A 26,228-nucleotide genomic window follows, 5' to 3' on the forward strand; every position below is an offset into this window, starting at 1 on the left:
CAATGACTATGAGGTTATAAGGATTTGCAAGCATGACTAATGAAGAACATAATCGTAAACAACAACAAATAGACTCAGAACATAGTGGTTCTGCTGAGCGTTCAAGACATGACGAGTTATTTAAAAAGGTCATGAGTGAGCCTGTAGCTGCTCGTGAGTTTCTAGAGCATTATTTACCAGTGTCATTTAAGAACAAAATTAATCTAAATAGTGTTAAAATAGAAAAGGAAAGCTTTGTTACTGAGGACTTAAGAAAAAGACTCAGTGATGTTGTTTATTCTGTTTTTTTAAAAAATGATAATGTTAAAGATAGTACCGCTGATAGTGTAGATAATGACAAAGCTTACATATATATGCTTATAGAGCACCAGTCTAGTAGTGATTACTGGATTGCTTTCAGACTTTGGCAGTATATGCTTTTATTATGTGAAAGACATAAAGACGCAAATAAAAAGAATAATATCAAACAAGAAAAAGATAAACTCCCTCTAATATGTCCTATAGTAGTATATGCAAATGATAAACCTTATAATGCTCCAAGGAGCTTTTGGGAGTTATTTGAAGATAGCAGTACTGCTAAAGCTTTAATGTCAGATGAATACTTACTTGTTGATTTACAAAAACAAAGTGATGATGAAATGGAGAAAAAGAAGCATCTTGGTATGATGGAGTATATGCTCAAACATATTAAGGCTCGTGATATATTAAATCTATGGCAAAGCTTACTTGAGAAATTCGCAAGTAGTATTGAAATAGATAAGGCGAATGGCTTTATTTACATTAAGTGGTTATTATGGTATAGTGATGCTAAGGTCTCTGAAGATAAACAAGTAGAGCTTGCTAAAATCATAGCAAAACATCTAAATAAAGCAGACCAAGAGGGACTTATGAGAACTATTGCTGATAAATATATTGATGAGGGTATTGCTCAAGGCATGCAGATTGGTAGAAATGAAGGCATGCAGATTGGTAGAAATGAGGGAAAATATGAAGTAGCTAAAAATATGCTTTCTAATAATTACTCTATTCCTGAAGTTTCTCGTATTACAGGACTTTCTATTTCTGAAATTAACCAGCTTCTCAAATCCTAATACTCAAGTCAAAGGGACGTCCCTTTGACTTGTATTCTTCTGAATCTATTCCTTCCTTGTCATTTTTGCCATCAGATTGTCGTTATCTTTAGCTTTTCCTAAAACACTTACATCACAATCTTGTATTGTAACGTTATTCGCACCTGTGACAGTTAAATATCTTGGAAATTTAGTGGTCCTAAATACGCAGTGCCTCCTGATATGATTGCAGAGAATAATACCACTAGGCATATATTCTTTAGAAAACTAAAATTGCTGCACTCTGTAACATGAGCAGCACTTTCAGAGAGTTTTTTACTATATTTATCTAGTTTTTGATCAATACTGCTTTTAAATTCTTGATGAGCAGATATAGTATTATTAAGTATATCAAAGAATATTGATAGATAGAACTTTGCTCAATTCTTGCTGTTGCTTTTCTAGTGCTTTAGTAGAAAAACTCAATTGATTCTTTAATTTGTTCACTGTATCGGCATCAATAATTCAGTTAATATACTATCAGATGAATCAGTGCTGACCTTTACTTACCAACTCTTGTTTCTCTTGCTGTTTTTTCTGTTCTTGAGGGGTAGCTAGCTGTTTATCATTTAACTTAGCTAACACCTCATTATAGGCAGTTAAAATTTGTTCCTTAGTACTTTTAACAGAAATTTCTGGCATAATTGATTTTTTGCTCATAATATTTATAAGTTATTTTATTAATTTTTTTTGGATGATTTTCCATAATATTTGGCTTTTAATAATATCAATTAGTTTTTAGCCACTAATTCTCACTGATTAATTACTGATTTTAATGGTAATTATTGGAAATGAATATTTATCTAGTATACAGCAGTCTATTAAACCATATTGGGTCATGCCATTCAATACATTCTATACCAATATAGTTAACTGATTCTTAGTAATTCCAATGTCTGGTCTGTTATTTAAATATGCACTGACTTTATAGTAAACTCAACTTAAATTTAATCATCTAATTCTTCAATTTGCTTTTTAGTTAAGCTAGTAGATTCAGATATTATCGTAATTGCTACTCCTGATCTTTTTAAGTTTCGTGCTATTTCTATATTTCTTTCAGCTTTACCCTCAGCTTTACCAATTTTAATACCTTTAGTTTCAGCTTGTTCTAGAGCGTATTCTTCGACAGCTTTGTTATCCATGATGCGTTTAATTTCCTGCTCATAAGCAAGGAGTTCTGCTTCATGCCAGTTAAACTGATTTAATGCTTCATAAGCACGCCCTACTACAAGATCGCTACCTATAATTTTCTGCAAGTCAGCTTCACTTGTGTTAGCAGCATATTTAAAGAAATAGCACCATTTCTCAGTAATGGTTTTTAGGTTTTCAATTATATCTATATTAAATTTAGGTAGTTCAATAAAGCTAAAAGAGAAATCCTTTAAATCGTGTTCAAAAGTAATTTTATCTAGGATAACATGATGAGAGATATAATTAGCTTTATCAGGAAAGATAATATAATCACTAATAGCAATAAAGATGACTTCCTTAAGGTTAGCATAGAGACCGTCTTGTTTTTGTCCTTGGGCTAGTTGTCGTGAATAAGCTTTAGCAGCATAATATTGGGCTCTTTTCTCAAAGCCTTTAGAAGGGGAGATTTGCATTTCTACGATGATTTGCGTACCATTTTGAGCTTTACATAAGACATCGACGAGAGACTGTTTTTTATAAGCAATATCAGGATCTTGGACAGGACTTAAGAAAGTAACATCCTGTATTTGTTCATCATCTTTAAATCTCATGATATCATTGATAAAGTGAATAAGAATGTCTTTGTTTTTTTCAGAACCAAAGATTTTCTTGAAGGCGATATCATTTTTAGGATCTAGGAACTTTGAAACTGCCATAATAATTAGTTACTAAATATTTGTATATGCATTAGCATATTATAGCACAAAATAGAAGATAAGTAAGTTATAAATTTGTTTTACATAATCTTGGGTGTTGAATGTAAAGCGGTACAAGCAAGTATTAGAGGTTATTATCTCTGATACGCATAATGGTTTGCCTGCTTGTATTAAAATGTCTTGCAATAGATGTGATAGTTTTGCCTTCTTGTAGTTGCTGTATAACCTGTTTTTTTTGTAATTCTGCTAAAATTTGTGGTCGTCCGAGAGTTTTACCATTTGCTTTAGCTCTCGCAAGCCCAGATTGAGTACGCTCTATTAACAAATCACGCTCAAATTGAGCAACAGCATTAATTACTCCCATAGTCATTTTTCCAGCTGAACTGGTAAGATCAACACCCCCAAGTGTAAGACAATGAATTTTAATTCCCATTTGCTCTAGTTTGTTGACTGTTATGCTGACATCAATAGCATCACGTCCTAATCGATCTAACTTAGTGACAACCAGAACATCTCCATTTTCCATCTTATTTAACAGATGTGCAAAACCTTGACGCTGTGCTATAGGTATGGAACCAGAAACCGTTTCAGTAATTATCCGATGTGGTGCAATAGTAAATCCAGCTAATGCAATTTCTCTGATTTGATTTTCAGTATCTTGTTGCATTTTGGAAACACGAACATAGGCAAAAGTACGAGACATAAAATAGTGTAGTATAAAATATACCAAAAAGATTGTCTTAAATATATCGTATGTACTAAAGTAAGTCAATATAATTTATGGACATAGGAATAGGGGGTGTACGGAAACGTTCGTTTTTAGACAGATAGAGCTTTGCTCTTTTGTACTACTTGTTGCTTTTGTCGTTCTATGTGATGTTTTACTACTTGATTTAATTCTTCACGTCTTTTTTTATAATTGTAGGGTACTATGCTGTCTATTTTTGAATCTGTATTTTTATCAATGATTATGGCGTTATGGTATGAGTGCTGTGATTTCATATTTTTGTTCTCAAATATTTTTAATAAAACATAGATGAAAAGTAGCTTTGCTACTTTTCTAAAAGAATATCACCTAAGTGATTAGCCTATTTACGTAGATGATGATTCTTTAGGTTTAGAGAATTTATTAGTTTTTGGAGGCACTTCTTCTTTAGTTACTAAACTTGCTGGAGTGCCATCTAAGTTAAAACGTTGAGCTCCTTCAATAAGGAGTTTTTTATATCTGTAATCAGAGCAATATCTTCTAAAGAATCTACGAATCTGTTGTTTCGAAAAATGATCTTTATATTATAAAATCAAAAGGAGTAGTAGAATATGATGGTCAAAAATATCATGACCAGATTCATTATTTAGCACATCGGTTAAATACTAATGAAGGGCAAACATATGCCGCTGATAGTTAAAGCAAGCATAACGCTTGCAAGATTAAAAGAGGAAAAATCATATGAGATAAATACAAAGCAACAAAATAATCAGAACATAGCTGAGAAAATCGAAGATCCAGCACCAACATTAAAAATAAAATTATAAAATAGGTAATATTATGGCAAATGAAGTACATGAAGCACCAAAAACCACTAACAATAATACACATAAATTAAGTACCCAAGAGGAAGCGTTATATAATACGACAGAGTTAGGAAGAATATTGAAAGATTTTGAGTCAGTAGAACAAAAAATACAGAAGAACGCTAAGGATGCTATGAAGAATTAAAAGCAGAAAATTTAATTTTAAGGAAGCTGCCTGTAAGATTGGAAGAAAAATTGCAAGAATATAATACCTGATGTCGCTGAAGCATTGCAAAAAAAGTTTTTCAGTCGCATCTTGACAAGATTCAAAAGGCAAATGCATCTATAGATGAGATGTTGCAATAGTTTGACCAAAAGATAACTGCATCACTGTTAGAAGCTGATCGGCAAATATCACAGTCCCTATCGAAAGTAAAACGTCTTACCAATAATATAGTAGAATATGAAGCCGGTAGTTTCAAAAAAAAGTTAATAATAGGTGCTACTGCATTTGCAATGTTAGTAGATAGTTGTTGTATTTCATCGTATATTGTATATAAGAAGTTTCCGGGAAGAGTTGAGATGCGTCATGATGGTCCTACGCATCTAGAAAATAATAGAGTTATGATATACAACCCTACCATAGGGCAAATAGACACAAAAAATAATAAAAAATTAAACAAATAGAATTTTAATATATTTTATGAGTAACAAAGAGGATTTGTCATTAAGTTCGTCAACTACTACAGAGCAAGAAAGCAATAAGCAGCAAGTAGCTTCGGATAGTAGCGACTCTCTTGATAGACCAAAACATGATGAGCTATTTAAAAAGGTCATGAGCGAACCTATAGCTGCTCGTGAGTTTCTAGAGAATTATTTGCCTGCATCATTTAAGAACAAGATTAATCTAAATAGCATAACAATAGCAAAAGAGAGCTTTGTTACCGATGATTTAAGAAAGAGACTCAGTGATGTTGTTTATTCTGTTTCTTTAAAAAATGATAATGTTAAAGATAGTACCGCTGATAGTGTAGATAATGACAAAGCTTACGTATATGTGCTTATAGAGCACCAGTCTAGTAGTGATTACTGGATCGCCTTTAGACTGTGGCAGTATATGCTTTTATTATGCGAAAGACATAAAGAGAATACAAAAACAAAAAGTAAACTGCCTCTAATATGTCCTATAGTAGTATATGCAAATGATAAACCTTATAATGCTCCAAGGAGTTTTTGGGAATTATTTGAAGATAGCAGTACTGCTAAAGCTCTTATGTCAGATGAATACTTGCTTGTTGATTTGCAAAAACAAAGTGATGATGAAATAGAGAAAAAGAAACATCTTGGTATGATGGAATATATGCTTAAACATATCAAGGCTCGTGATATCTTAAATCTATGGCAAAGTCTATTTGAGAAGTTTCAAAGCAGTATTGAGATAGATAAGGAAAATGGATACATTTACATTAAGTGGTTATTGTGGTATAGTGATGCTAAGGTAGATGAAGAGAAGCAAGCTGAGCTTGCGAATATTATAGAAAAACATCTAAATAAAGCGGATCAAGAGGGACTTATGAGAACTATTGCTGATAAATATATTGATGAGGGTATTGCTCAAGGCATGCAGATTGGTAGAAACGAGGGCATGCAGATTGGGGAAGCTAGAGGCATACAGATTGGTGAGGCTAAAGGAAAATATGAAGTAGCAAAAAATATGCTTTCTAATAATTATTCTATTCCTGAGGTTTCTCGTATTACAGGACTCTCTATTTCTGAAATCAACGACCTTCTCAAATCCTAATCCTCAAGTCAAAGGGGCGTCCCTTGGGTCTATCAGATTCATTGTGTAAGTTGTCAAAATAGTTAAGAATAAAATTAATAAAAACAACTTATATAGGAATGATATGAAAAAGCCAATAAATCTAAGTATAGAAAAAGCAGTATCAGAAATATTTGGTAAAGATGGTATATTCCAAGAATTAAAGAAACAGCTAGTCAATAAGATTTTAGAAAAAGAAATGGAATCTCATATAGGTTATAAGAAACATTCTAAGAATGAGAAAAAATCAGATAATCGACGAAATGGTAATTATCAAAAGACCTTAATAGACGAAGAAGGTCGTAGATTAGCAGTAGAAGTGCCAAGGGACCGGGAAGGAGAGTTTGAACCTATACTTATTCCGAAAGGAGCGTAAATTTGAGGGGTTTGACGATAAAGTTATATCTTTATATGGCAGAGGAATGACTATTAGAGAAATACAAGGGCATTTGGAAGAACTATATGTTACCAAGGTATCATCTGAATTAATATCAAAGGTAACTGATGGTATTTTAGAGGAAGTTACTGCCTGGCAGAATAGAGCACTTGATAATGTATATCCTATAATGTATTGAGATTGTATTCATGTTAAGGCAAGAGATAATCATGTAATAATAAATAAAGCAGTTTATCTAGCTATTGGAGTGAATATGGAAGGCAAGAAGGAGTTATTAGGAATTTGGATAGGCAAGAATGAAGGATCTAAATTTTGAATGCAGGTATTAGTAACAGAACTGAAAAATCGTGGTGTAGAACAAATATATGTTGCGTGTGTTGATGGTCTTAAGGGTCTTCCAGAGGCGATAAATAGTATTTTTCCAAAAACTATAGTACAGCTGTGTATTGTGCATATGATAAGAAACTCTGTAAAATACGTATCATATAAAGATTTAAAATCGGTAATCGCTGATTTAAAGAGAATTCATTCTGCAATAAATGAAGCAGAGGGATTAAGAGAATTACAAAATTTTGCCAAAAAATGGGATAGAAAATATCCAGTAATTTTTGACATATGGCAACGAAATTGGTCTGGCATAGCTCCATTTTTTAGCTTTCCAGCAGACATTAGAAAGGCGATTTACACTAATGCTATTGGATCAACTAACCGTCAAATTCGTAAAATTATTAAAAATAAAGGAGTATTTTCAGATGATAAATCGATTCAGAAAATAATTTTTTTAGCATTGACAAATGCCTCTAAAAACTGGACAATGCCTATTAAGAATTGGGCAATGGCTTTAAATCAATTTGCAATTATTTGTGATACTAATTTACAAAATTGGGCAAATGGAGAAATCATACTTACACAAACTTTCTGACAGACCCTATTATTTCTCTTGGGAGCGTATCCTCTAGTTCTGTTACAGACTCTTCGTCAGATATTTCATTAATATCGCGACCTGTACTTGCCATAGAACCTAGTGGGGTATTTTCAGTAGCCCCATCATTGCTTTGTATTCTTTCTTTTAATTTTACCTCTCATGCTGCTTCTTCAGACAAAGGAACATAACCTTTATTTTGGCGTGCTACCTTTGCCGGAGAAAGTTGTAGCTTTGTTATGCGTACTTGCGGATCAGGAAGACCTACAAAACATTCAAGATCCTTAAGGCTTGCTATATCGTTCGTTGTGATTAAGGATTTTCTTTTTTCCTGCTCTGTATATGAAACACCATCTCTATGTTCGTGTGCTCCATAGGAGGTATTTTTTTGTTGAGATGCGTACTCAATATTGCCAAATATATCAGTGATTAAACGGGCAGTACTTGGATCAGTACTTCTAAACATGAATTTAATAGCAAACTGATCAAATAAAGTACTACCTGCATAATGACCATATTTATCAAAGAGCTGATTTAAAGACTGAGTTGCTGCCATTACGCAACCACCATATTTTCGAGATTCTGCAAGCAATGCCGAGAGTGAATTGAGCCTACCAAGACTTGCCACCTCATCAATCACAAACCACATACGTCTTTGCTCGTTAATGCCTGATTCGACTAAATAAGAAACTGCAAGCTCCAATATGCAAGCAAGAAGCGGAAGTGTTACTTCCCGTTGTGACAAGCTACTTGATAAGAACAGCCAGCTATTACTTCTATTTTCAATATTTTGAAAATACTTCTTTAAAGACAAGCACTTCTTAGTATCTTGCAGAAGACAAATTGGTCTAACACATGTAGTCATGACTGATAAAATAGATTCTGCAGTAGTATTATTGTTTTTTGAGAAATATCTAGCTGCTCTTGTGCATTGCAGTAAATTTGCTAAATCTTGCCTATTTACTTTAGTAAGTATCTTTTTAAGAGCAGTAATAGTGCGGTAATCTTTCTTGATTAAACTCTCTACACATGAGGTAAATAGTATCTCGGCACTATTTTGCCAAAACTGATCATTACCGCTTCCCGTACTACTTTTATCAAAAGAAAAAAGAACTTTAGCAAATTTTTAAGTCTTGGATCTACCTCGCCTATTGCTACGTTATGAGATGTCGCATCTTGCCAAAAGTCCTATGAATGAGAGCGAGCATCTAATGGATTAAATATGATATCGCCCCTATTTGGATCATAATACCGCTCTATCATCTCTCCTGTCTGATCTACTACAATAGCTGAGTGCTTGTGCTTCTAACTTGCGGTAGCAGTGTATTAATGAGATTAGTTTTACCGCTACCAGTACTGCCTGTGATCAAGAAATGCCTAGTTTCTGTATCCTTGATTAGAGGCATGTTACCTATGTGAAACTTGCCTATTAAATTATGTTTTTTGAGATATTTTTTTACTTCTGATGCGGTTTTAATAGTACTGCCGCTTATATGTTTTGTCGCTCTTGCAGTTTTGCCAAATTTGCTCCATACCACAAACACTATCAACACTAAAAAGACTGTACTACCTGCAGCTAATAACGAGGTACTTGCTATATATTGTTTAAGCATCATATATGATTGCTTATATTTTGGCGTATTTAAGATAGTTGCGACTTTAACATTCCTTGATGCCCTATCATGGACATATCATATATATCTATCCTTGGCTCTGCCTCTTTGAATCTTCAGAGATTTTAGGTGTTATATCCCAAATAAACTCTACAAAAGATGCTCTCATATATGTTTTGGCAGCAAACATATTAATCGCTTTATATTGTGGCAAAGTTATGAAAATTACTAACAAAGCTGCAATAACAAAAGACCAAAATGTTGACACTCCAATAACCTGCCTGAACATCCTTATTTTATGTATGAAGATTTGTCCGCCCCTAGTGTAATCATCTAACATTTTAGTATCTATTTTCCTGTATTATTCTTTTTTCTATGTTGTGATTTAGTTTTGTCTAAGCCATGATACTAATACCGCTTTTAAGTATTTACGGTGATACTCACCTTTAGCAGAGTGGTACCTTACTGCCTTCTGCCAACTTTGATGCTTTTCGTGTAGTGATTTCAGCAGTTGAGCGGCATAAATGATGTTTTGTGAAGGATTGAGCATATTATCTAGGTCTTGATCAAACTCCTTAGCATGCCACCGCCAGTTTATTTGCATGATGCCTATATCAATATTAGTGATGCCTTTTGCTAAATACTCCTTAATGATCTGTTTTGCTTCTTCTGTAGAGCTTGCTTTAATAGATTTACCTGACACACCGATTGCATATGGTTTTAAACCGGACTCAACTTCTGCAATAGCAGCTAGTAATCCGCTTGGAATTCCATGCTCCTTTTCAACTGTGTGTATAAGCTGTGGCATATCGGATGCAAAATTTGCCTGAGCTCCTAAAGTAATTAAAAAATACGCTAAAAAGTAACGTATTAATTTGCACGGACGTACTAAACAAGGTAAGATATATGTATGATATTTAACTTTTAGGTATGATATGAGCAATAGCAAAAAATAATATAGTATTTTTAAACAACCTATAAGCAAGGATAATTTTTGGAATCTTATCTTTTGGTTTGGTATGTCTACTGGCTTTAGTTTATCTTTAATTGCAACAAAAGTACTGCATTCACCATTTTTATCTTCTGCCGATATGTGGTTATCATTCATTCTTGTACCTTTTATCGTTGTTAGAAATAACCCAGTCAAATATGACCCTGAGGCAAAAATCTTCTTAAATAGCGAAGGGCAATCTTTTTTAGAAAAGAAACAACCTAGTTCTTTAGTATGGTTAGTGTTGCTAATCGCTCTTGGTGTGGCAATAGTTTCGTTCTTTAAAAATAAATACAATGTGCCAGAGTTCATTTTTGATACTTTTTGTTCATTTATACTATTTGCCCCTGCTTGTTTATATTTCGTTGTATTGCAATGCCCTATCACTTGGTTATTTAATAAAAATATTTGGACTGCTAAACCTGCAAATGCAGGATATGTAGCACCACACACTTTACAAAATACATCAGCATTATCACAATCATCTAGCGGTGCATCTCGTCGTCGTAATAGTCCCTTATACTCTTACCTACCTGGTAATATTTACCATAGAAAATAATTTTTATTATTTATCATCTGATGGTTTTATAGTTGAGGGGTTTTTAACTCCTCCTATACCATCATCGAATACAGCTCCGCCTTTCACTAAATTATTTGCAGTCCAGCCCTGTCCTATTCTATCTTCCTCACGTATATTGACTGCTTCTTGTGTTGCCTGAGCTGACTCTAGATTTTTCTCCTGCATAGCTTGATATGTACCACTATTTTCATATTGTATCTTTTGGAACTGTCCTTTTAATTCTTGCTCTTTGATACCTATATCTGCTTTTGCCTGATCATAATTAATGCCTCCCATCTCGTTATAGGCAACATTCTTAGCAGTAGCAAAATTCTGAATAGCTTGCTTATCGACTTGCTGTTCATAATTACTACTTGCCTCGTTTAACCTCGAGGATGCGTTATCGCCCGTTACTCTACTATGTCCTGCTGAGACTGATGCTAAAACATTTGCTGCTCTATGATCGATGCGGTTTTGCCAAACTTGTCTAAACCTTGGATCATTTCTCTCTATCATATCGTGAGCCTCTTTAGAGGATACGCCGTACGCTCTCTCTAAGTTTTGCTGGACTTCATGACGTACATCGTTATTAGCACTAGTTCCGTGCGTTCTTTGCCAATTTTCTGCTCTATGATATTGCTCCGTTTTATCTTGAGTGACAGCAAGTTGTCTTTCGGTTCGCTGTACCTCCATAGATGCCGCGTGTACTCCTTGACTTAAACTTTAATCTAAGCCATGCTCTCGTGACCAATTCTCATTCGATAATACCTTAACTAGGTTGTTATAGTCCTCACTTGTGCTTTGTCCTTTAGAATCATTTGTTCTATCTTCTAATACTTGGTTCGTTTCATTACCAGCGGTTATTGAACCATCAACACTAACTGATGCACCACTACCGGTGATGCCCATGAGAGGTGTGCCAAAGGACGCTGAGGCTTTGACCGCAGCTTCGGCAGCTTGACGATTATTATATCCGTAGTTCTTGACCAAATCCTGTGCATGATCTATGACCTTTCTTGCAGATTTCCCTTGCTCTCCTAGTTCTTCAAAATTAAAGCTTTGTCCTTGCTGCATTTTATCCATCACCGCTTTAACCCCATCTGATGTTCTAGATATTGTTGTACCGTGAGCATTGCCGAGACTTCGTCTCTCTGACTCAAGCATACTATCCATGATTTGCGAACCTTGACTTAACTGTGTTTGGGTATCATCTGCTTCGCTAAGCTTTCTATTACCTACTGACACGGTATAACCACTACCACCTGAGAATACTTGCTCACCTGATTGCGTAATAAACTCTCCTGTGCCATCTGCATATTGAGCTCTATTAGTGCCATCAAAATACTGCATGCTGGTATCTACTTTATTGGCACTTGTGTTGCCGTATTGCTGATTGCCGCTGCTGTAATTATCAAAGTTTTTATTGTTGGTCGCAACTTCGCCGCCAACCCCGCCTGATACAGATTGCACGCCTCCAACGATATTGCCGGCTAAATGCATATCACCTCCAAGCTTGGTTAACCAAAAAGATAGAAATGGTACTAACATCTGAAGCGATGCGGCAATAGTTACTATCGTATCTATCTTCTTATACATTGTAGATACCGCAGCATAACTCATAACCTGCCTTGAGCCTTCAGCAAAATCACTATAGGTCTCCATAATCATATTAAGTATTGCATTTAATGCCGGCCATAGCTGCAGTGATACAATAATTACTAGATATGTCATATATTTAGCAAAGCCGCCACTCATTAAAATCATCGGCACAACAAATATAAATGCTCCATATACAAGATTGCTAGGTGATGTACTTTCTTCTTGTACTGCTTTCCTTAGAAGCTTTGTTGCTTGCAGAAATACTAACTTCTATAGTGTCGTCATGATCAGCAAGGCTTAGCGATTGATCTGTTTCTTCTAGAGACTCCGTAGAGATTGCTCCTACCTGATCAGAATTTAATACTTCATTAAGCTTCTCTAACTCTGCTAGCTTTTCTTCTGTTGGTGGTGAAAATGGTATATCGTTCTCATCAATGCTATCGTCAGAATATTCACTGCCACTACTCGTATATACGGTGTCATATCCGTCAGTATTTTCAGAACTATCTGCATCACTCCAATCATCATCAAGGTTAGCACCCCCGTCCTCACTCCTACTATCAACACTTGAACAGCTAGATCTGCTATAGCCGCTATCTTCTATTGCCTCATCTAGCATCTTTATTACTTTCGCTTCTTCCTCGCTTAATGAATTAGCTTCTGAAATCTGCAGGTTTTCTGAGCTGCTAAATGCTGATAGCTCAATTTGCTTATGTTGTGTGAATTCAGATGCAAATCCTTTTCCTATCTCTATGTCAGGATCGCTCCAAGGTTCTTCATACTGCGTTGCTACTTGCTATACTGATAGTATCTATAGGCTTGATGTATATAGGCTCTCCTGAGCCATTTCCTGTTGTGCTTGCTACATTAGTGCTGCCTAAATCTATTAATTGCTTTCTAAGACTTGCTATCTCAGATCTTAGATCTGATACTATGTTGTGATGTAGTGCTGGATCAATCCCCATGACCACACCGTCCCTATGTTCACCTCTTTCTCTCGCTTTCTGCTCTATCCTGGCTTTGACTGCCTCAGCTTCAGCCCTACGTCTCTCCCGCGCTATTTCTTCATTCTTCCTAACTGCCTCCTCCCACTTCTTCTTGTTCTGCTCGCGAATACTTGATGCTCTTGCTAAATTCTCTGCTTTCTTCCGTGCTTGCTCCTCAGTAGTTAGTATTAAGGATTGTTTCACTACTTTCTTTGGCTTAGCACCCTTCTTCTCTCAAGCGTATCGTATAACTGGCTCATTAAATCACCACTATCGCTAGATACAACTACTGGCTTTGGCTCTTTCTTTACCTTTCTTAATACGCCTTTGCCGAAATTTCTTATTGACTCAAACAATGCTGTCCTATTTTCTGATTTCCCTCCTATACTTGTATCACTAACCAAATCAGGCATAGCTGGTGCTATAGGGGGTATTGGGGGAGCTGGTGGCACTAGTGGTATCATTGCCGAGGCAATAGGTGTTACCGGTGGAGATTGTGGCATGATTGGTGGAATTGGTATATTCTATTTGCAGATCATGGCATAAATCAATCAAAATATCTAGAGTCCGACTACTTCCTACCTAGCAGTAGTAGCGAGAACTATTACAGCAAGAAGTATAGTGGCATCCACAATCTTAATTTTAAATTAAAGTCCTGCAAGATAGCAAGAGTAGTCACTACAAGCCTTCTATCGGCTATGATGCTAACAGCTACATTAGATGCAAAAGCACATCAAGGAGTATTAAAGCTGAAAATCGGCCTTTAAAACAGCAAGAGCAATAAATCAAAAAAATAACAAAAATAAAAAGTCTTTAAGGCAAATAGGTAGGTATTACCTGCCTAAATATTGTCAATAAAAACATAAAGAATTAGTCTTAAATTAATACTTAGAAAGTAGGTGTTGTATAAACAATATAGAATATCAAAAGAATATAGCAGAAGCGGGAGAAATAAAGATACGCCAAAAAAATATAAAGAGTTATGCATTAGCACTTGCACTATGTAATGAGGGCATGAGAACAACTGGTCTGGATGAAAAAAAATTCAGTGAAAATCACACAAATATATTTAACCTAAAAGTATATAAAAATGGCATAGTGGCACTGAACGAGTTATTAGCACGGGCTATAGATGAAAAAACAAAAATTAAAGATGAGGAGTTAATAGAGGGCTACGAGCCTATAATCAACTTACTTGAAAAATTTATTAGACCTAAAAATGATGCAGAACATTATTATAGGCAAGGTCAGAGCTTGTATGGGAATGGAGAATATAAGGAAGCTTTAATGTCTTTCGAGGAAACAAGTAATATTATTACTCGATCTAGTTATTATCATTACAAAGGAAAAACGCTTTTGAAGTTAAAGTATATGGAAGAGGCGATTAAAGCTTTCGACAAGGCAATAGAGTTAAAGTCTGATTATGCCGAAGCCTATAATGAAAAAGGGTATGCTTTAGCTGCTTTAGAAAAACATAATGAAGCTATTAGCTGCTACAATAGGGCGATAGAGCTAGAGCCTGATTACGCAGAAGCGGTCATATGTTTTAGCAAAGCAAGTACTATAAATCCTAACTTTAAATTAGCCATGATTCATAAAACCAGTACCATAAATTATCTAAAAGATAGGACTTTACAGGTTAAAACCAAGGATTTTTTCAAAAGCATTAGTAGAACAAAATTAATAGATAAGTAAATGACAGAGCATATACCAAATTTAGAGAGCAATGACCAATTTAATCATTTAAATAAAGGCTATAAGTTATATAAGCTAGAAAGATATGAGGAGGCTTTGAATGAATTCGATCAAGCTACAGCTCTTAATGAAGAGAATATGTTTGGTGAAGCTTATTTAGGCAAAGGAGCTAGCTTATCTTTAATTGGTCAGAGAGAATTAGCGGAGGAAGCATATGACAGAGCCATAAACAAATTATGTTCTGGTGTTTATTATAATCAAGGCTTATTACTATCTAAGGTAGGTAGAGTTGTTGAAGCACATACCTGTTATGAGAAAGCTATAGAATTAGAGCCAAATGATCCGAAGCTTTACTGTGAGTTAGGTAGAAATCTCAGTAAGTTTGATTATTCTTTTAGAAAAGAGGCAATTACAGCTTTTGACCAAGCTATTATATTAAAACCTGATTTTGTTGAAGCATATTATTAGCAGGGTGTAGTATTAAATTGGCTTGAGAGATACGAGGAGGCAATGAAAGCTTTTGATAAAGCAATAGAGTTAAAGTCTGATTATGCTAACGCGTACTATAACAAAGGAAATAGTCTATGGCACCTTGGAAAATATGAAGAGGCGATAGAGGAGTACAATAAAGCTATTGGGTTAAATCCTGATGATGCAATAGCCTATAGTAACAAAGGTACTGCACTATTTGAGCTTAAGAGATACGAAGAGGCGATAAAAGAGTATGATAAAACAATAGAGCTAAATCCTGATAATGCAATAGCTTATTACAGCAAAGGCAACGCTTATAATTTTTTAAAACAGTACGACGAAGCAATTAAGTGTTGTAATAAAGCAGTAGAATTAGATCCTAAGTATGCCCCTAAATTTTGCCATAAAGGTTATGCGTTATACGGACTTAAAAAACACCAAGAAGCAATTATAGAGTATAACAAAGCCATAGCACTCGATCCTAAATATGAGAATGCAATCGTAGATAAAAGGATGGTACTAGACGCCATAGCATGTCAAGCAAGAGATAAAGATTTTGAAGTATTATTAGAGAACACGCCACTATCGCCCGGAGCACGAAAAGTAGCAGAGCAGAAAATAGCAAGCTTAAAAAGTTTACAGAATGGTAGTAATAAAAAAAGTTATGTTGAAAAATATCTAAACTATCTTTTTAGACTTCCATGGGGCAAATATGATGAAGCATCTATCGATATTATAGAAGCAGAAAAGATATTAAACAATAATCACTATGGTCTTATCAGTGTTAAACAGAAGATCATAGAATCCCTAGTATTCATGGCAAACTCTAAAAACGCAAAACCTCCGATATTATGTTTGGTTGGTGCTCCTGGAGTAGGCAAAACATCCATCGCTAAAATAATATCAAAAGCATTAAATCGTAACATTATCACTTGCCGGTGCAATAGATGAGTGTTTGATTAGGGGTTGTATGGATTTTTATGTTGGGGCGAAACCAGGTAAGGCACTATCACTACTTTCTGAAGTAGGTAGTAGCAATCCCGTAATGATCTTAGATGAAATAGACAAAATCAGCAAAGAAAGAGGCTCAGCACTTGAAGGAGCATTACTGCAGTTAATAGACCCATCACAAAATGATAGCTTTACTGATGATTACTTTGATTTTGGCTATGACATGTCAAAAGTATTTTTCATCGCAATAGCAAACTCAATCGATAATATACATATCCACTATTACACCGTATAGAGATCATAGATATTAGTGGTTATACAGATAATGAAAAAGTAAAGATCACACAGGATTACATCATACCAAAACTAATAGAAGAGGTAAATGTCTCAAGCGACAAATTCACGATCTCAGAAGAACTAATCAGGTACATAATCGAGAACTATACTAGAGAATCAGGAGTAAGAGACATTGAGCGAAAAATCAGGGAGTTGGTACAAAAATCTCTTTTAGCTGAAATGAAGCATGAACAGATTGAATTAACTAAAGAAACTATAGATGAATATTTCAAACACTCTAAGTACCATAAACAAAAACTTCAAGATGATGAAGTTACTATTGGTATGATCAACGGTCTTGCTCATACAGCAATGGGAGGTGATTTAATCAAAATAGAAGCATCAAAGTATAAGGGTGACGGCAAGATTAAAGCCACAGGCAAACTTGGAGAAGTATTGAGGGAGTCAATAGATGCTGCGATGACCTGTTTAAAATCAAGTATAGATTCTAAAACCAAAGAAATCAGCGATGACATCCTAAAGAATCATGACATACATATACATTTGCCGGCAGGTGCAACACCTAAGGACGGACCATCTGCAGGCATCACTATATATACAGCTCTTTACTCACTACTCAGTAACAAGAAGATCCGACAAGATATAGCAATGACTGGTGAGATTACACTAAAGGGTATGGTGCTTGAAATAGGAGGACTTAAGGCAAAGCTAACAGCTGCAGTAAGAGAGGGAATTAAGGAAGTAATCATCCCTAAGATAATAAGTGTGATTTAGCTGAGATACCTGAGGAAATTAAAAAAGCTCTAGTTATACATCCCGTATCACATGCTAGTGAGATACTAGGAATAGTATTTAATACTCAAATGTCTAAAAAAATACTAAACAAAAAACACACAATTGTTGTTGTTGAAGACTTGAAAATCTTGAATGTAAATCTGCAAAAGGTACAAAGGAAAATCCTGGAGTAAATGTAAAGGCTAAGTCGGGACTTAATAGAGAAATATTAGCTAATGGCTGGGGTGATTTTAAAACTATGTTAAAGTACAAGCAAGAGTATTCTGGCGGTACATTTTGCTTAATCAATCCAGTTAACACATCTAGGAAGTGTAGTCATTGTGTAGCAATAGATCAAAATAGCAGGGTTCGTCAAGAATGATATGCATGTATACATTGCGGATATGAAATACATGCTGATACGAATGCTACTATAAATATACTCTAACGGCTGGGGACGGGTCGCTTTGGGAGATATAAACAACATAGGTTGTTTAGCCCAAAAATCTTAGTATCTGTATGATAGCTAGAAATCACCTTTCGTGAGGACGTCGCAACAGTACTTGTCAGAAGAGCTCATACCATTGTTTTAAGTAGCATCAATAGAATGATCACCAATTATGGTGATCACATTCCAGCCATCATTATCTTTATATTTGGCTAAAGATATATCACTAGAATTGTACTGGGCTGGGGCAGTTTAGCACGAATATTCTTGTGCTGGGTTTTTACGAGCATCTAAAATAGCTGACACTTTATCTTTAATAATTAATAAGGGGCCTATTACTGCCGCCCCAGCGATAGTACATAGAGCTGTGGTGTAAGAAGATATATCTTCATAATTAATCTTCATGGTACATACTAATTTTTGTTACAAATAATAGATATGCTTGTTTTTTGCAAAGAAGTCAAGATTTGATTTTATACATATAACAAGATTAGTTTATAATTTCTAAAGAAGGAAACTCTGCATCTGCACCTAATACTAATGCTTTATTAGCATGATAGTTATATGCACGCTCTAAATCATCATAATTAAATTCACTTGATGATATTGATATAGTATCATCATCAATATCATTTTCTTTAATAACTACAACATCGTTACCTGTAGAAGTGATACGATCTGATCCTTTGAAATCCTTTATCAATAAGGTTCCATCTATGGTTTTCTCCCATCCTAAAGTATCAATAACAGGTTTTTCACATAAATTAGCAAAGTTTATAAGAGAATGCCCTTTAAGACTTTCGAGTTCTTTTAATACCTAAATAACTTGAGCATGTTTCAACAATTTCTCCTACTTTACCAGCTAAATAACTAGTATAACTAAATATTCCCGACTACACTGTAGGTATATCATGCATTATAACTTGTTTTATAGGAATAACTAATTTTGGTTCCGTGATATGTGGACTATTTATAATAGGATTGTAATTGATAATATTATGTTTTGCATTATATATAACACAATGTTCTGCTAACTCCTCAATAGTAGTATCTACTGTATTGCTAAATACTTTAGCGGTTATTGCTGCTTGTATTACATTCTTAGAGCCAGGGCTATCAAAGGTTACTGATGTTCCAAGCTTTAAGCCTCTAGACATAATATCAAAAGCAGTAACATCAGTTAAAACTGCTCCAAGAGAATGACCTGTAACATTAAACGTATAGCTATCAATATCATCAGCCCCAAGTAACTTAGAGATATAATTAATCATAGATTTAACTTGATCCACTTTATTAGGGAATGTACCGGCTGCTATATAAGCATCATCTTTTAAGTCATGTATGTCTGTAGGAACTGTGCCAGCAGTAGCCATTAGTATTTGTTTAGTATTTTGATTTATAAATACAACGGACTTATAACCATTTTGATTGGTATCAGCATCATCAGAAGATTTACATAGAACTTTCCAGTCATCACCTAATTCTTTAATGATTTTAAGTTCATGATCTTTATATATGTCATTTCCATTAGCAAGTTTATATGCGAGATCCGTTGCTAAATGAGCAACCTTGGCCTCAACCTTATTAATGAACTTGGCAAAATTGGAAACAGTTTTTTTCGCCTTACTTACAACTCTAGTTGCATTATTGAACCAATTAGCAATGTAGCTCATTTCTTACCTCATTTTTATTTGGTTTAGATTAATTCAATGCAACCTTAAATTCCTAAACGTACCATATAATATGATAATTTATATTTAATGTACTACATCTTAGCTGATGGGCTTTCTTGTATTAACTTCTCTAAGGGACGTAATAGATCTATATCTCTACCTGCTAAAAGCTGGGCAGAAAGACTATCTTGCTCTAAATCTGAAGTATTGGTGCTTCAGAAATCCCTGGAAGATAAAGGACATTTCATTATTACTAGAGATAAGAACGATCAAGGTCAGAATAAACGTAACATTATTACCACAACAATACCTGATAAGGTTTTTAATGATCTTAAATATGAACCTGATAGGTTTGATCTAGGTGATATCGATAATACAAAACACGTCACTCTAAGTCATATAAGTTAGATTCTATAGATAATATCTTTGTGCCAACCATAGAAGGAAAAAGGCAACATCTTGAAAAAACTAAGATGTTTATAAGAGTACCTTATGAGTTCTTAAAGCAATTAAATGCTAATTGAAGCATTTCTGCAACAGCAAAGACTATAACACTCTATCTTTTTACAAAGATTTATAAATCTTCATTATCTAGTAATAATGATAAAGGTAACAGAGGCACGGACGTAAGGACAAAGACAACAGGATAACTACAGAGACTTATATTGATGCCAGTAACAGCAATAAGAATGATTACAAAGATGTTTAGATCATGCTTATGACCATGATCACTCTATAACTAATAATCTGCACTCTATTGTCACTTCTTATCAAGAATTACAGAAAGAACTTACATTACATAGAAATTCTATTTCTAGAGCATTAAAGGATTTAGAAGATAATAATCTTATTAAGCGAGATAAGCTAGTTATCAGAAACAATGATAATTATAATAGCAGGGCTGATAAATCTTTATGGCAAATATCTCTTCTGAATATATCTCTCATAAATAACAATGATCAGAAAAAACAGAAAGAGCAAAAGCAACAAATAGTAATTGAGTGTAATAACAATAAAGCCTTAGAAATCGCTAAAGAATGGAAATGCACAGAATATGACCCTCCTTGCACTGATTCTGGTCAATTATATAATAAAGACTTTGTATTAAAGAACAGTATTATTAAAAATATAGATTATATAGATGTAAATCTTAAGAATTTATCTGTAAATGATTCTTCGAATATATATAAATCTGAAGAAAATTTCAAAAAAGAGTTTTTGGAAAACGAGCAAAGCTCGTTTCCATCTGAATTTTATAACAATTCTTCTTTTTTAAATGATTCTGAAGCTGGTTGTTTTGTTTCTAAGGAAGAATACTATCTAGTCTTAAACTACCTTGTGCTAATATACACCCCGAGATTGTTGCAAGAACCATCAAAGATATATCTGAAAATAAAGAATTAAGGCATTTCTATCCACTATCAGAAAAAGATGTAGATATACTTAACTTCAAAGCAAACAGGGGATTTAGCACTAACTTTGTAAACCAATTACTATTGAAGCTATATATCAAATATCCTGAAAAGAAATTTAAGAATAAATTTATCTTCTTAAGCTATATGGAGAAAGTGCTTGCGAGCGAAAAACATTAAGGACCACTTGTTAATCATACAACATTTAGATTCAGTTGTAATATAGGTGCTGAAGAGCAAAACATGTTAGAACATGAGCAATATTTAAGCCAAATAGAGAATTCATTTGAACCAGTAAAGAAATGCAGGTAAAGAAGAAGATAGCAGGAAGATTTAGCACTTCCATAGCGTATTCAATACTAACTCAAGTAGAGTTTAAGATAAGTGCCAACAACAGCTTTATAACTGTATTAATTCCAAGTAACCTAGCTTTAAGCGAGCGACAAATAGAGATCTTAAGTGAGAAGCTAGAAACAGTATATGGAATGAATGGTTATTATGTGCAGGAGGTAGAAGAGGTGGAGGATACAAGAAATGAAAGCAAGCGGAGAGATGAAGAAAAGGTAATGCTATATCCTAAAATCATAACATCTGATATTGTGTCAATGATACACATGCAGGTATTTTAGCGAAAAGTGGGGGATTAGATACGATCGCAGCAAATACAGCATGGCATCATATCAGACAAGGATTAATTGAAGAGTTAGGAGAAGCTATGTATACAGCTTGGTTTGAAAAAGCAGTAGTGAAGGAGTGCCATGATACTTCTACACTAAAGTTTACAATGCCAGCAAGATTTATGGCGGATTGGGTGCGTAATAATTACTCTCATGTTATACAGAGGCTTGGCTCTAGTGCAGGGGTTAAGAGAGTGGAGTATGGATATTAGTTAAAAAATTATAATCAAAGTAAGTGAAAACACAGGATCAAAAACATAAGAGAAGGTAATCCTCCCTAAAAAAAATCGACAAGAAGAGTAGAATTTTCTAATAACAAAAAAGGAGCTTCTGTAAAATGACTATATCAAAGCATAGTGACAGCCAAATCATGTCTATATAGAGATCCAGGTATGGAGGTATGGATTTACCGATGATTACCAAGCTAAAGGCATTAGAATCGGAGAATGCCCGACTTAAAAAGATGTATGCTGAGGAAAGGTTAAGAGCCGATATATTCAAGGAAGTACTTGAAAAAAGTAAAGAAAGCCATCTCAAAGGCAAGAGATGGCTAAAATGATATCTGAAGCAAGAGGTATTGCTATAAGAACCGTATGCAAGATCTTTTGTGTCAGTGGAACCTGCTATAGATATAAGAAGAAGGTATCATTTGAGGATGATGTTATAGCTAGTTGGTTAATAGCATTTAACCAATAATCAAAAGACCTGGGGCTTTGGTCTTTGCTTTTTATATTTGCGTAATATCAAAGGTTTTGGTTGGAATCACAAACGTGTATACAGAATATATAAGGAATTAGCACTTCATATGAGAATAAAGTCTAAGAAAAGATTACTTAGAGAAAAGTCTGAGAAGCTTATAGTACCTAAAACAATAAATGATTGCTGGTCTATGGACTTCCTGCACGATAGTTTAGAGAATGGAAGAAGATATCGTTTATTTAATGTGATTGATGACTTTAATAGGGAGGGTCTTGGTATTGAGATTGACTTTGCGCTACCGGCAGAAAGAGTCATAAGGGCACTAGATCAAATTGTAGAATGGCGAGGCAGACCAAAATCTATACGCTGTGATAATGGACCTGAATATATAAGTAAATTATTGAGCAAGTGGTCAAAAAAGCAAAAGATCAAGTTGTTGTTCATTCAGCCAGGTCAACCTCAGCAAAATGCATATATTGAAAGATATAATAGGACTGTAAGATATGATTGGTTGAGCCAGCATTTATTTTATAATACAAGAGTACAACAAGAGGTACAAGACCTTGCCACTAAATGGCTTTGGTCATATAATAATGAAAGACCAAATATTGCTATAGGTGGTATAACGTTGGCGGCTTAACTCTCTACTCTTTATTACCATTAAAAATGGGGGGATTACCATGTAAAATCTAGATGAAAAGTAGCAATGCTACTTTTCATCTAGAAGTGAGTAGGATGTCAAGATCCAATTGATCTTATTCTATTGAATTTTGCTAAATAACCGTATAAAGTCCTTAGATTTTATATAAAATGTGTTATTATTTCAACGAGCAATTATCATGGAAATTCACTTAATCCTAAAAGGCTAGAATCATCATGATGTTGTAAGTTTTGGTGTTCGATGACAGTTGTAGGTCTTGGTGGTAGTCGCGGGTAATCATAGACTGGTTCATAATTATCATATATTGGTATCTTAGAGTCTCTGTCCTCTGCAAGTCTATGAGAATTGACACTACTGCTATCGTGAATATTGCTATCAGTTGAACTCATTAACTCCATTCTTTCGTGATCGTCAGAATGTGAGCTAGAGGGATTTGAAGTATCATATGTAACTTTTGTATATTTAGCCCTCTTACTAGAAATGTCTACAGTAGCATACCCCGTCCCATCTGCCGAAGAACTATCACTGTAACATATTGTAGCTTTTCTACTATTAATCTTCATTAGAGCAGGATTACCAATATTAATATCAGCAGTTTCTGTTTGCGCCACAGGTATTTTCTTACAGTATTTATTATACATATGAGTTAGTAAATATGTAATTGATACGGCTGATGCTAAAACTAACCCGCCTACGAGCATAGTACTATTTTGGCTATATTGTTTATCGTAGTTACTAATATCAGTACTATTGGTACTATTATAATCTATAACTTCATAATTACTAGTATAGTTTAAGCTTGTATTTTCGGTTACAGTTGTAAAGAAGAAGTCTAGTATAGATGAAGTGGTGTTATTAACTACATCAGGTGTGACTTCTTGCAGCATGTGTTTTAACTTATCAGACATATATTCTATAAGGAAGATACCACATTTTCCAGTTTTTGGTGTACGTATAGATATATCATGACCTTGTAGCACTACCTTATGCACATTTTTAATCAATACTGACTCATCTGTAAGACACTGATGTTCATACAATAATGGCGTGTTATCAGGACTAAAGATTTTATATTCTGTCCCAAAGATTCTTGTATTATCGAATGAGTTTACAATTCTAAATATGGTACCATTGATGTGTTCAACATATGCTTTGAGGCTTAAAGAGTTCTTACTTTTGCTTAAAAATTCAAAAATATTGCATTCTACTGCTTTATCGAGTGAACAATTGTCAGTAGGGAAACATTTACTAGAAATAAGTTGCTGATCCATAAGATAATATTTGCGACTACGTAACATGTTGCCAAGTTTTACAACATCAACTGTTTTATTACTATCTGCACATGTGTTGGTATTACCCCAGATTGCGTGGAATGTATTTAGTAATAGTGGAAAAATTTCATTCATTTGTATCTCTCTAGTTTTATTAAAAAGTTATTTATTAGTGGTGTTGATTTATATTGCCACTATCTTGCCCTGGCCCATCATATAACCTTTTTTAATTTTATCAATTAGATTATTGAAAGATATTATGAATGATTACACAAAGATAACCAATTATATTTAGGCAATATAAAGATTGAATAGCTTAAGGGTACGAACTTTATAAATTATAAATATTAGATTATCTTGTCTAATTTTAATTAGGTGTTTGAGTTAGGTTTAGAGAATTTAAGGTATTTTTAGTTTGTGGTGGCACTTCTTCTTTAGCCACTAAACTTGCTAGAGTCCCATCAAGATTAAATCTTTGTGCTCCTTCAATAAGGAGTTTTTTATATCTGTAATCAGAGCAATACCTTCTAAAAAATCTACGAATCTGTTGTTTTGAAAAATGATCCTTTTCTGTCGCTATAACTTCCTTACTAATACCTATGCCAGCGGTTTTGCAGGAATAGGGAAACATAGGGGGTATTTTGTTGGCAGTAATTTTAATATTTGTTTCGATTCTTCTCTCCATCCAGCAAGTTTAGCTTTAAGAGCCTCTTTTTGCGCTGCAGCTAAAGCGAAGGCTTTAGCTGCTTTGATTTGTCCTTTAGAAACTTATACCTTCTTGAGATTTATCGTTATTGGCACTTGGCTTAACAGCTACAGTCAATTTAGCATTAGCAGGTTCGTTTTGTAATGCCGGCTTCTCGATGACTACTGCTTGTTTTTGAGTTTATTTATTTTGTCCATTGAAAGACCAGTGACTTTAGCAATAAAATCAGAAGCAGAGTCAGCATCAAGCATATTCTCTGCTACTTCATATTTTCCTCTAGCTTCTCCGATCTGCATGCCTTGTTGTATACCTTTTTCTACCCCTTGTTGTTCCCAGTGGTGAGCTAAGCTAGTCATAAGTTTTTCTCCAAATTCAGTATTTAAGTGGCTTTTGAGCATTTTCTCAAGCTCTATTTTATCAGATTTTTCTATTTTTATCAATGTATAGGTTAAAATTAGCTCTAGATAATCAATACCGATATTCATCCCTACAATTTGAGGCAATAGATCAGCTACTTCATACCATCTTTTCAGTAAATCTCTCTCGTGTAGGTGCTTCATGAAGAATTGCAATACTCCTGCCCAAGTTTTCTTCTTCAGCTCTTCGTCTGGAATATCATGAACATTAATAAGCTGGTGGTTTTTGGTCCAAATATCTTGCACTAACCTCTTATTTTTAAATAGGTCCCAGAAGTTTCGTGGTGCATTATATTTTTTAGTCCATTGTAAAATACAAGTGGGTATACTAAAGGTAAAAGTGTTTGCAATTTGTATGTAGAGTCAGATGTCTTGTTATAATATCCATTATATATTTAAAGAGTCTAAAAGCCATGAAGTGATCAGGAGTACTTTGATACTCGAGTAGAATCCATAAATACCCAGCACCCTCATTAAACTTAGCTGAAAACAAAATATCAGATATAGAGTTTTAAAGATTTGGCGCAACAAAGCTTTCTTTCTCTATTTTAAGAGTATGGGGAGAGAACAAAGCTTTAATTTCTTTTGGTAGATGCATTTCAAAGAACTCTCTAGCAACTATTGAGTTTTCTAGTGCTTTACGAATAAATGTGTCATGCCTTGGCCGTCTATCAGATGCGCTTTCCAAGTCTATTGTTTTTGCCGAGTTGTAGGTATTATTGT

29 protein-coding genes and 5 pseudogenes are annotated in these 26,228 nt (G+C 34.3%); 14 read left to right on the forward strand and 20 right to left on the reverse strand.

The window, feature by feature from the left end; translation table 11 throughout:
* The first annotated feature begins 32 nt into the window (after positions 1 to 32).
* Entirely contained in the window at positions 33 to 1,091 is a 1,059-nt protein-coding gene (locus D6968_RS03705) for an Rpn family recombination-promoting nuclease/putative transposase (protein WP_121543465.1), read from the forward strand.
* Between the two features lie 507 nt (positions 1,092 to 1,598).
* On the opposite strand, the gene D6968_RS05290 is transcribed toward D6968_RS03705, so the two are convergent.
* The 5 genes from D6968_RS05290 to D6968_RS03730 all read right to left on the reverse strand — a co-directional run bounded on the left by D6968_RS05290 (position 1,599) and on the right by D6968_RS03730 (position 4,219).
* Positions 1,599 to 1,751 (reverse strand): hypothetical protein, encoded by a 153-nt coding sequence (locus tag D6968_RS05290; protein WP_177717279.1) that lies wholly within the window; start codon positions 1,749 to 1,751, stop codon positions 1,599 to 1,601.
* Between the two features lie 305 nt (positions 1,752 to 2,056).
* Positions 2,057 to 2,956 carry an Rpn family recombination-promoting nuclease/putative transposase gene (locus tag D6968_RS03715; protein ID WP_121543463.1) on the reverse strand — a complete coding sequence of 300 codons (900 nt, stop codon included), beginning with the start codon at positions 2,954 to 2,956 and terminating at the stop codon, positions 2,057 to 2,059.
* A gap of 124 nt (positions 2,957 to 3,080) precedes the next feature.
* Entirely contained in the window at positions 3,081 to 3,659 is a 579-nt protein-coding gene (locus tag D6968_RS03720) for a recombinase family protein (RefSeq protein ID WP_121543461.1), read from the reverse strand.
* 116 nt (positions 3,660 to 3,775) lie between these two features.
* Positions 3,776 to 3,958 carry a hypothetical protein gene (locus D6968_RS03725; RefSeq protein WP_121543459.1) on the reverse strand — a complete coding sequence of 61 codons (183 nt, stop codon included), beginning with the start codon at positions 3,956 to 3,958 and terminating at the stop codon, positions 3,776 to 3,778.
* A gap of 90 nt (positions 3,959 to 4,048) precedes the next feature.
* The gene (locus D6968_RS03730; protein ID WP_121543519.1) at positions 4,049 to 4,219 is read right to left on the reverse strand and encodes a ProQ/FINO family protein; all 171 of its coding nucleotides are present in this window, start codon (positions 4,217 to 4,219) and stop codon (positions 4,049 to 4,051) included.
* 111 nt (positions 4,220 to 4,330) lie between these two features.
* Here D6968_RS03730 and D6968_RS05295 point away from each other — a divergent pair, with 111 nt between their 5' ends.
* The 5 genes and pseudogenes from D6968_RS05295 (at position 4,331) to D6968_RS03745 (ending at position 7,606) form a co-directional block, all read left to right on the forward strand.
* Complete coding sequence (locus D6968_RS05295) at positions 4,331 to 4,489, forward strand: hypothetical protein (protein WP_177717288.1); 159 nt, start codon at positions 4,331 to 4,333, stop codon at positions 4,487 to 4,489.
* A 13-nt stretch (positions 4,490 to 4,502) separates the two neighbouring features.
* On the forward strand, positions 4,503 to 4,673 hold the full coding sequence (locus D6968_RS05300; protein WP_177717291.1) for a hypothetical protein: 171 nt from the start codon (positions 4,503 to 4,505) through the stop codon (positions 4,671 to 4,673).
* 311 nt (positions 4,674 to 4,984) lie between these two features.
* Positions 4,985 to 5,155 carry a hypothetical protein gene (locus D6968_RS06025; RefSeq protein WP_245969298.1) on the forward strand — a complete coding sequence of 57 codons (171 nt, stop codon included), beginning with the start codon at positions 4,985 to 4,987 and terminating at the stop codon, positions 5,153 to 5,155.
* A gap of 16 nt (positions 5,156 to 5,171) precedes the next feature.
* Positions 5,172 to 6,269: an Rpn family recombination-promoting nuclease/putative transposase gene (locus tag D6968_RS03740; protein ID WP_121543475.1), complete on the forward strand. Its 1,098-nt coding sequence runs from the start codon at positions 5,172 to 5,174 to the stop codon at positions 6,267 to 6,269.
* Positions 6,270 to 6,372: 103 nt separating this feature from the next.
* Positions 6,373 to 7,606, forward strand: a pseudogene (locus D6968_RS03745) (IS256 family transposase).
* A gap of 160 nt (positions 7,607 to 7,766) precedes the next feature.
* Here D6968_RS03745 and D6968_RS03750 read toward each other — a convergent pair.
* The 9 genes and pseudogenes from D6968_RS03750 to D6968_RS03790 form a co-directional block, all read right to left on the reverse strand.
* Positions 7,767 to 8,651 (reverse strand): type IV secretion system DNA-binding domain-containing protein, encoded by an 885-nt coding sequence (locus D6968_RS03750; RefSeq protein WP_245969306.1) that lies wholly within the window; start codon positions 8,649 to 8,651, stop codon positions 7,767 to 7,769.
* 143 nt (positions 8,652 to 8,794) lie between these two features.
* A pseudogene (locus D6968_RS05305) lies at positions 8,795 to 9,222 on the reverse strand (type IV secretion system DNA-binding domain-containing protein).
* An 85-nt stretch (positions 9,223 to 9,307) separates the two neighbouring features.
* Complete coding sequence (locus D6968_RS05310; protein ID WP_177717299.1) at positions 9,308 to 9,559, reverse strand: hypothetical protein; 252 nt, start codon at positions 9,557 to 9,559, stop codon at positions 9,308 to 9,310.
* Positions 9,560 to 9,604: 45 nt separating this feature from the next.
* Entirely contained in the window at positions 9,605 to 10,663 is a 1,059-nt protein-coding gene (locus D6968_RS06030) for a transglycosylase SLT domain-containing protein (protein WP_245969299.1), read from the reverse strand.
* Between the two features lie 112 nt (positions 10,664 to 10,775).
* Positions 10,776 to 11,462 carry a hypothetical protein gene (locus D6968_RS03770; protein ID WP_121543479.1) on the reverse strand — a complete coding sequence of 229 codons (687 nt, stop codon included), beginning with the start codon at positions 11,460 to 11,462 and terminating at the stop codon, positions 10,776 to 10,778.
* A 30-nt stretch (positions 11,463 to 11,492) separates the two neighbouring features.
* A complete protein-coding gene (locus tag D6968_RS06035; RefSeq protein WP_245969300.1) occupies positions 11,493 to 12,524 on the reverse strand; it encodes a hypothetical protein in 1,032 nt (343 codons plus the stop codon).
* Between the two features lie 46 nt (positions 12,525 to 12,570).
* The gene (locus D6968_RS03780; RefSeq protein ID WP_121543481.1) at positions 12,571 to 12,987 is read right to left on the reverse strand and encodes a hypothetical protein; all 417 of its coding nucleotides are present in this window, start codon (positions 12,985 to 12,987) and stop codon (positions 12,571 to 12,573) included.
* Positions 12,988 to 13,144: 157 nt separating this feature from the next.
* Positions 13,145 to 13,558: a hypothetical protein gene (locus tag D6968_RS03785; RefSeq protein WP_121543483.1), complete on the reverse strand. Its 414-nt coding sequence runs from the start codon at positions 13,556 to 13,558 to the stop codon at positions 13,145 to 13,147.
* Positions 13,558 to 13,857: a hypothetical protein gene (locus D6968_RS03790; protein ID WP_141110526.1), complete on the reverse strand. Its 300-nt coding sequence runs from the start codon at positions 13,855 to 13,857 to the stop codon at positions 13,558 to 13,560. The genes D6968_RS03785 and D6968_RS03790 overlap by 1 nt, the downstream gene beginning before the upstream one ends.
* A 511-nt stretch (positions 13,858 to 14,368) precedes the next feature.
* On the opposite strand from D6968_RS03790, the gene D6968_RS03800 reads away from it, so the two are divergent.
* The 6 genes from D6968_RS03800 (at position 14,369) to D6968_RS06675 (ending at position 17,924) form a co-directional block, all read left to right on the forward strand.
* On the forward strand, positions 14,369 to 15,049 hold the full coding sequence (locus D6968_RS03800; protein ID WP_245969301.1) for a tetratricopeptide repeat protein: 681 nt from the start codon (positions 14,369 to 14,371) through the stop codon (positions 15,047 to 15,049).
* Positions 15,050 to 15,517 carry a tetratricopeptide repeat protein gene (locus D6968_RS03805; RefSeq protein ID WP_121543489.1) on the forward strand — a complete coding sequence of 156 codons (468 nt, stop codon included), beginning with the start codon at positions 15,050 to 15,052 and terminating at the stop codon, positions 15,515 to 15,517. It begins immediately after the preceding gene.
* Positions 15,518 to 15,559: 42 nt separating this feature from the next.
* On the forward strand, positions 15,560 to 16,471 hold the full coding sequence (locus D6968_RS03810; protein WP_121543491.1) for a tetratricopeptide repeat protein: 912 nt from the start codon (positions 15,560 to 15,562) through the stop codon (positions 16,469 to 16,471).
* A 19-nt stretch (positions 16,472 to 16,490) separates the two neighbouring features.
* The gene (locus tag D6968_RS06275; RefSeq protein ID WP_121543493.1) at positions 16,491 to 16,766 is read left to right on the forward strand and encodes an AAA family ATPase; all 276 of its coding nucleotides are present in this window, start codon (positions 16,491 to 16,493) and stop codon (positions 16,764 to 16,766) included.
* Between the two features lie 194 nt (positions 16,767 to 16,960).
* A complete protein-coding gene (locus D6968_RS03820; RefSeq protein ID WP_121543495.1) occupies positions 16,961 to 17,542 on the forward strand; it encodes a S16 family serine protease in 582 nt (193 codons plus the stop codon).
* Between the two features lie 226 nt (positions 17,543 to 17,768).
* A complete protein-coding gene (locus tag D6968_RS06675; RefSeq protein ID WP_458692875.1) occupies positions 17,769 to 17,924 on the forward strand; it encodes a zinc ribbon domain-containing protein in 156 nt (51 codons plus the stop codon).
* Between the two features lie 318 nt (positions 17,925 to 18,242).
* On the opposite strand, the gene D6968_RS05315 is transcribed toward D6968_RS06675, so the two are convergent.
* The 3 genes from D6968_RS05315 to D6968_RS03835 form a co-directional block, all read right to left on the reverse strand.
* The gene (locus D6968_RS05315; RefSeq protein WP_177717302.1) at positions 18,243 to 18,395 is read right to left on the reverse strand and encodes a hypothetical protein; all 153 of its coding nucleotides are present in this window, start codon (positions 18,393 to 18,395) and stop codon (positions 18,243 to 18,245) included.
* A gap of 85 nt (positions 18,396 to 18,480) precedes the next feature.
* On the reverse strand, positions 18,481 to 18,693 hold the full coding sequence (locus D6968_RS03830; RefSeq protein ID WP_121543499.1) for a hypothetical protein: 213 nt from the start codon (positions 18,691 to 18,693) through the stop codon (positions 18,481 to 18,483).
* Positions 18,694 to 18,883: 190 nt separating this feature from the next.
* Complete coding sequence (locus D6968_RS03835; RefSeq protein ID WP_121543501.1) at positions 18,884 to 19,663, reverse strand: lipase family protein; 780 nt, start codon at positions 19,661 to 19,663, stop codon at positions 18,884 to 18,886.
* Between the two features lie 87 nt (positions 19,664 to 19,750).
* Here D6968_RS03835 and D6968_RS03840 point away from each other — a divergent pair.
* Together D6968_RS03840 and D6968_RS03845 are read left to right on the forward strand one after the other, a co-directional pair.
* Positions 19,751 to 21,964, forward strand: a pseudogene (locus D6968_RS03840) (DnaA N-terminal domain-containing protein).
* A gap of 170 nt (positions 21,965 to 22,134) precedes the next feature.
* A pseudogene (locus D6968_RS03845) lies at positions 22,135 to 23,091 on the forward strand (IS3 family transposase); the annotation flags it as partial.
* 197 nt (positions 23,092 to 23,288) lie between these two features.
* Here D6968_RS03845 and D6968_RS03850 read toward each other — a convergent pair.
* From D6968_RS03850 to D6968_RS06680, 3 genes and pseudogenes are all read right to left on the reverse strand, one after another.
* Positions 23,289 to 24,518 (reverse strand): hypothetical protein, encoded by a 1,230-nt coding sequence (locus D6968_RS03850; RefSeq protein ID WP_121543503.1) that lies wholly within the window; start codon positions 24,516 to 24,518, stop codon positions 23,289 to 23,291.
* 232 nt (positions 24,519 to 24,750) lie between these two features.
* Positions 24,751 to 25,068: a ProQ/FINO family protein gene (locus D6968_RS03855; protein ID WP_177717305.1), complete on the reverse strand. Its 318-nt coding sequence runs from the start codon at positions 25,066 to 25,068 to the stop codon at positions 24,751 to 24,753.
* Between the two features lie 182 nt (positions 25,069 to 25,250).
* Positions 25,251 to 26,199 (reverse strand): annotated as a pseudogene (locus tag D6968_RS06680) (Rpn family recombination-promoting nuclease/putative transposase).
* Between the last annotated feature and the right edge of the window lie 29 nt (positions 26,200 to 26,228).

Source organism: Candidatus Rickettsia colombianensi, from assembly GCF_003664375.1.
Lineage (GTDB): Bacteria > Pseudomonadota > Alphaproteobacteria > Rickettsiales > Rickettsiaceae > Rickettsia > Rickettsia tamurae.

Coding starts and splice junctions, on each gene's coding strand:
- D6968_RS03705 (WP_121543465.1), top strand. CDS start 33: ATGACTAATGAAGAACATAATCGTAAACAACAACAAATAGACTCAGAA.
- D6968_RS05290 (WP_177717279.1), bottom strand. CDS start 1,751: ATGCCAGAAATTTCTGTTAAAAGTACTAAGGAACAAATTTTAACTGCC.
- D6968_RS03715 (WP_121543463.1), bottom strand. CDS start 2,956: ATGGCAGTTTCAAAGTTCCTAGATCCTAAAAATGATATCGCCTTCAAG.
- D6968_RS03720 (WP_121543461.1), bottom strand. CDS start 3,659: ATGTCTCGTACTTTTGCCTATGTTCGTGTTTCCAAAATGCAACAAGAT.
- D6968_RS03725 (WP_121543459.1), bottom strand. CDS start 3,958: ATGAAATCACAGCACTCATACCATAACGCCATAATCATTGATAAAAAT.
- D6968_RS05295 (WP_177717288.1), top strand. CDS start 4,331: ATGAAGGGCAAACATATGCCGCTGATAGTTAAAGCAAGCATAACGCTT.
- D6968_RS05300 (WP_177717291.1), top strand. CDS start 4,503: ATGGCAAATGAAGTACATGAAGCACCAAAAACCACTAACAATAATACA.
- D6968_RS06025 (WP_245969298.1), top strand. CDS start 4,985: ATGTTAGTAGATAGTTGTTGTATTTCATCGTATATTGTATATAAGAAG.
- D6968_RS03740 (WP_121543475.1), top strand. CDS start 5,172: ATGAGTAACAAAGAGGATTTGTCATTAAGTTCGTCAACTACTACAGAG.
- D6968_RS05310 (WP_177717299.1), bottom strand. CDS start 9,559: ATGTTAGATGATTACACTAGGGGCGGACAAATCTTCATACATAAAATA.
- D6968_RS03770 (WP_121543479.1), bottom strand. CDS start 11,462: ATGGAGGTACAGCGAACCGAAAGACAACTTGCTGTCACTCAAGATAAA.
- D6968_RS06035 (WP_245969300.1), bottom strand. CDS start 12,524: ATGAGTGGCGGCTTTGCTAAATATATGACATATCTAGTAATTATTGTA.
- D6968_RS03780 (WP_121543481.1), bottom strand. CDS start 12,987: ATGCTAGATGAGGCAATAGAAGATAGCGGCTATAGCAGATCTAGCTGT.
- D6968_RS03790 (WP_141110526.1), bottom strand. CDS start 13,857: ATGCCACAATCTCCACCGGTAACACCTATTGCCTCGGCAATGATACCA.
- D6968_RS03800 (WP_245969301.1), top strand. CDS start 14,369: ATGAGAACAACTGGTCTGGATGAAAAAAAATTCAGTGAAAATCACACA.
- D6968_RS03805 (WP_121543489.1), top strand. CDS start 15,050: ATGACAGAGCATATACCAAATTTAGAGAGCAATGACCAATTTAATCAT.
- D6968_RS03810 (WP_121543491.1), top strand. CDS start 15,560: ATGAAAGCTTTTGATAAAGCAATAGAGTTAAAGTCTGATTATGCTAAC.
- D6968_RS06275 (WP_121543493.1), top strand. CDS start 16,491: ATGGATTTTTATGTTGGGGCGAAACCAGGTAAGGCACTATCACTACTT.
- D6968_RS05315 (WP_177717302.1), bottom strand. CDS start 18,395: ATGAAGATTAATTATGAAGATATATCTTCTTACACCACAGCTCTATGT.
- D6968_RS03835 (WP_121543501.1), bottom strand. CDS start 19,663: ATGAGCTACATTGCTAATTGGTTCAATAATGCAACTAGAGTTGTAAGT.
- D6968_RS03850 (WP_121543503.1), bottom strand. CDS start 24,518: ATGAATGAAATTTTTCCACTATTACTAAATACATTCCACGCAATCTGG.
- D6968_RS03855 (WP_177717305.1), bottom strand. CDS start 25,068: ATGGAGAGAAGAATCGAAACAAATATTAAAATTACTGCCAACAAAATA.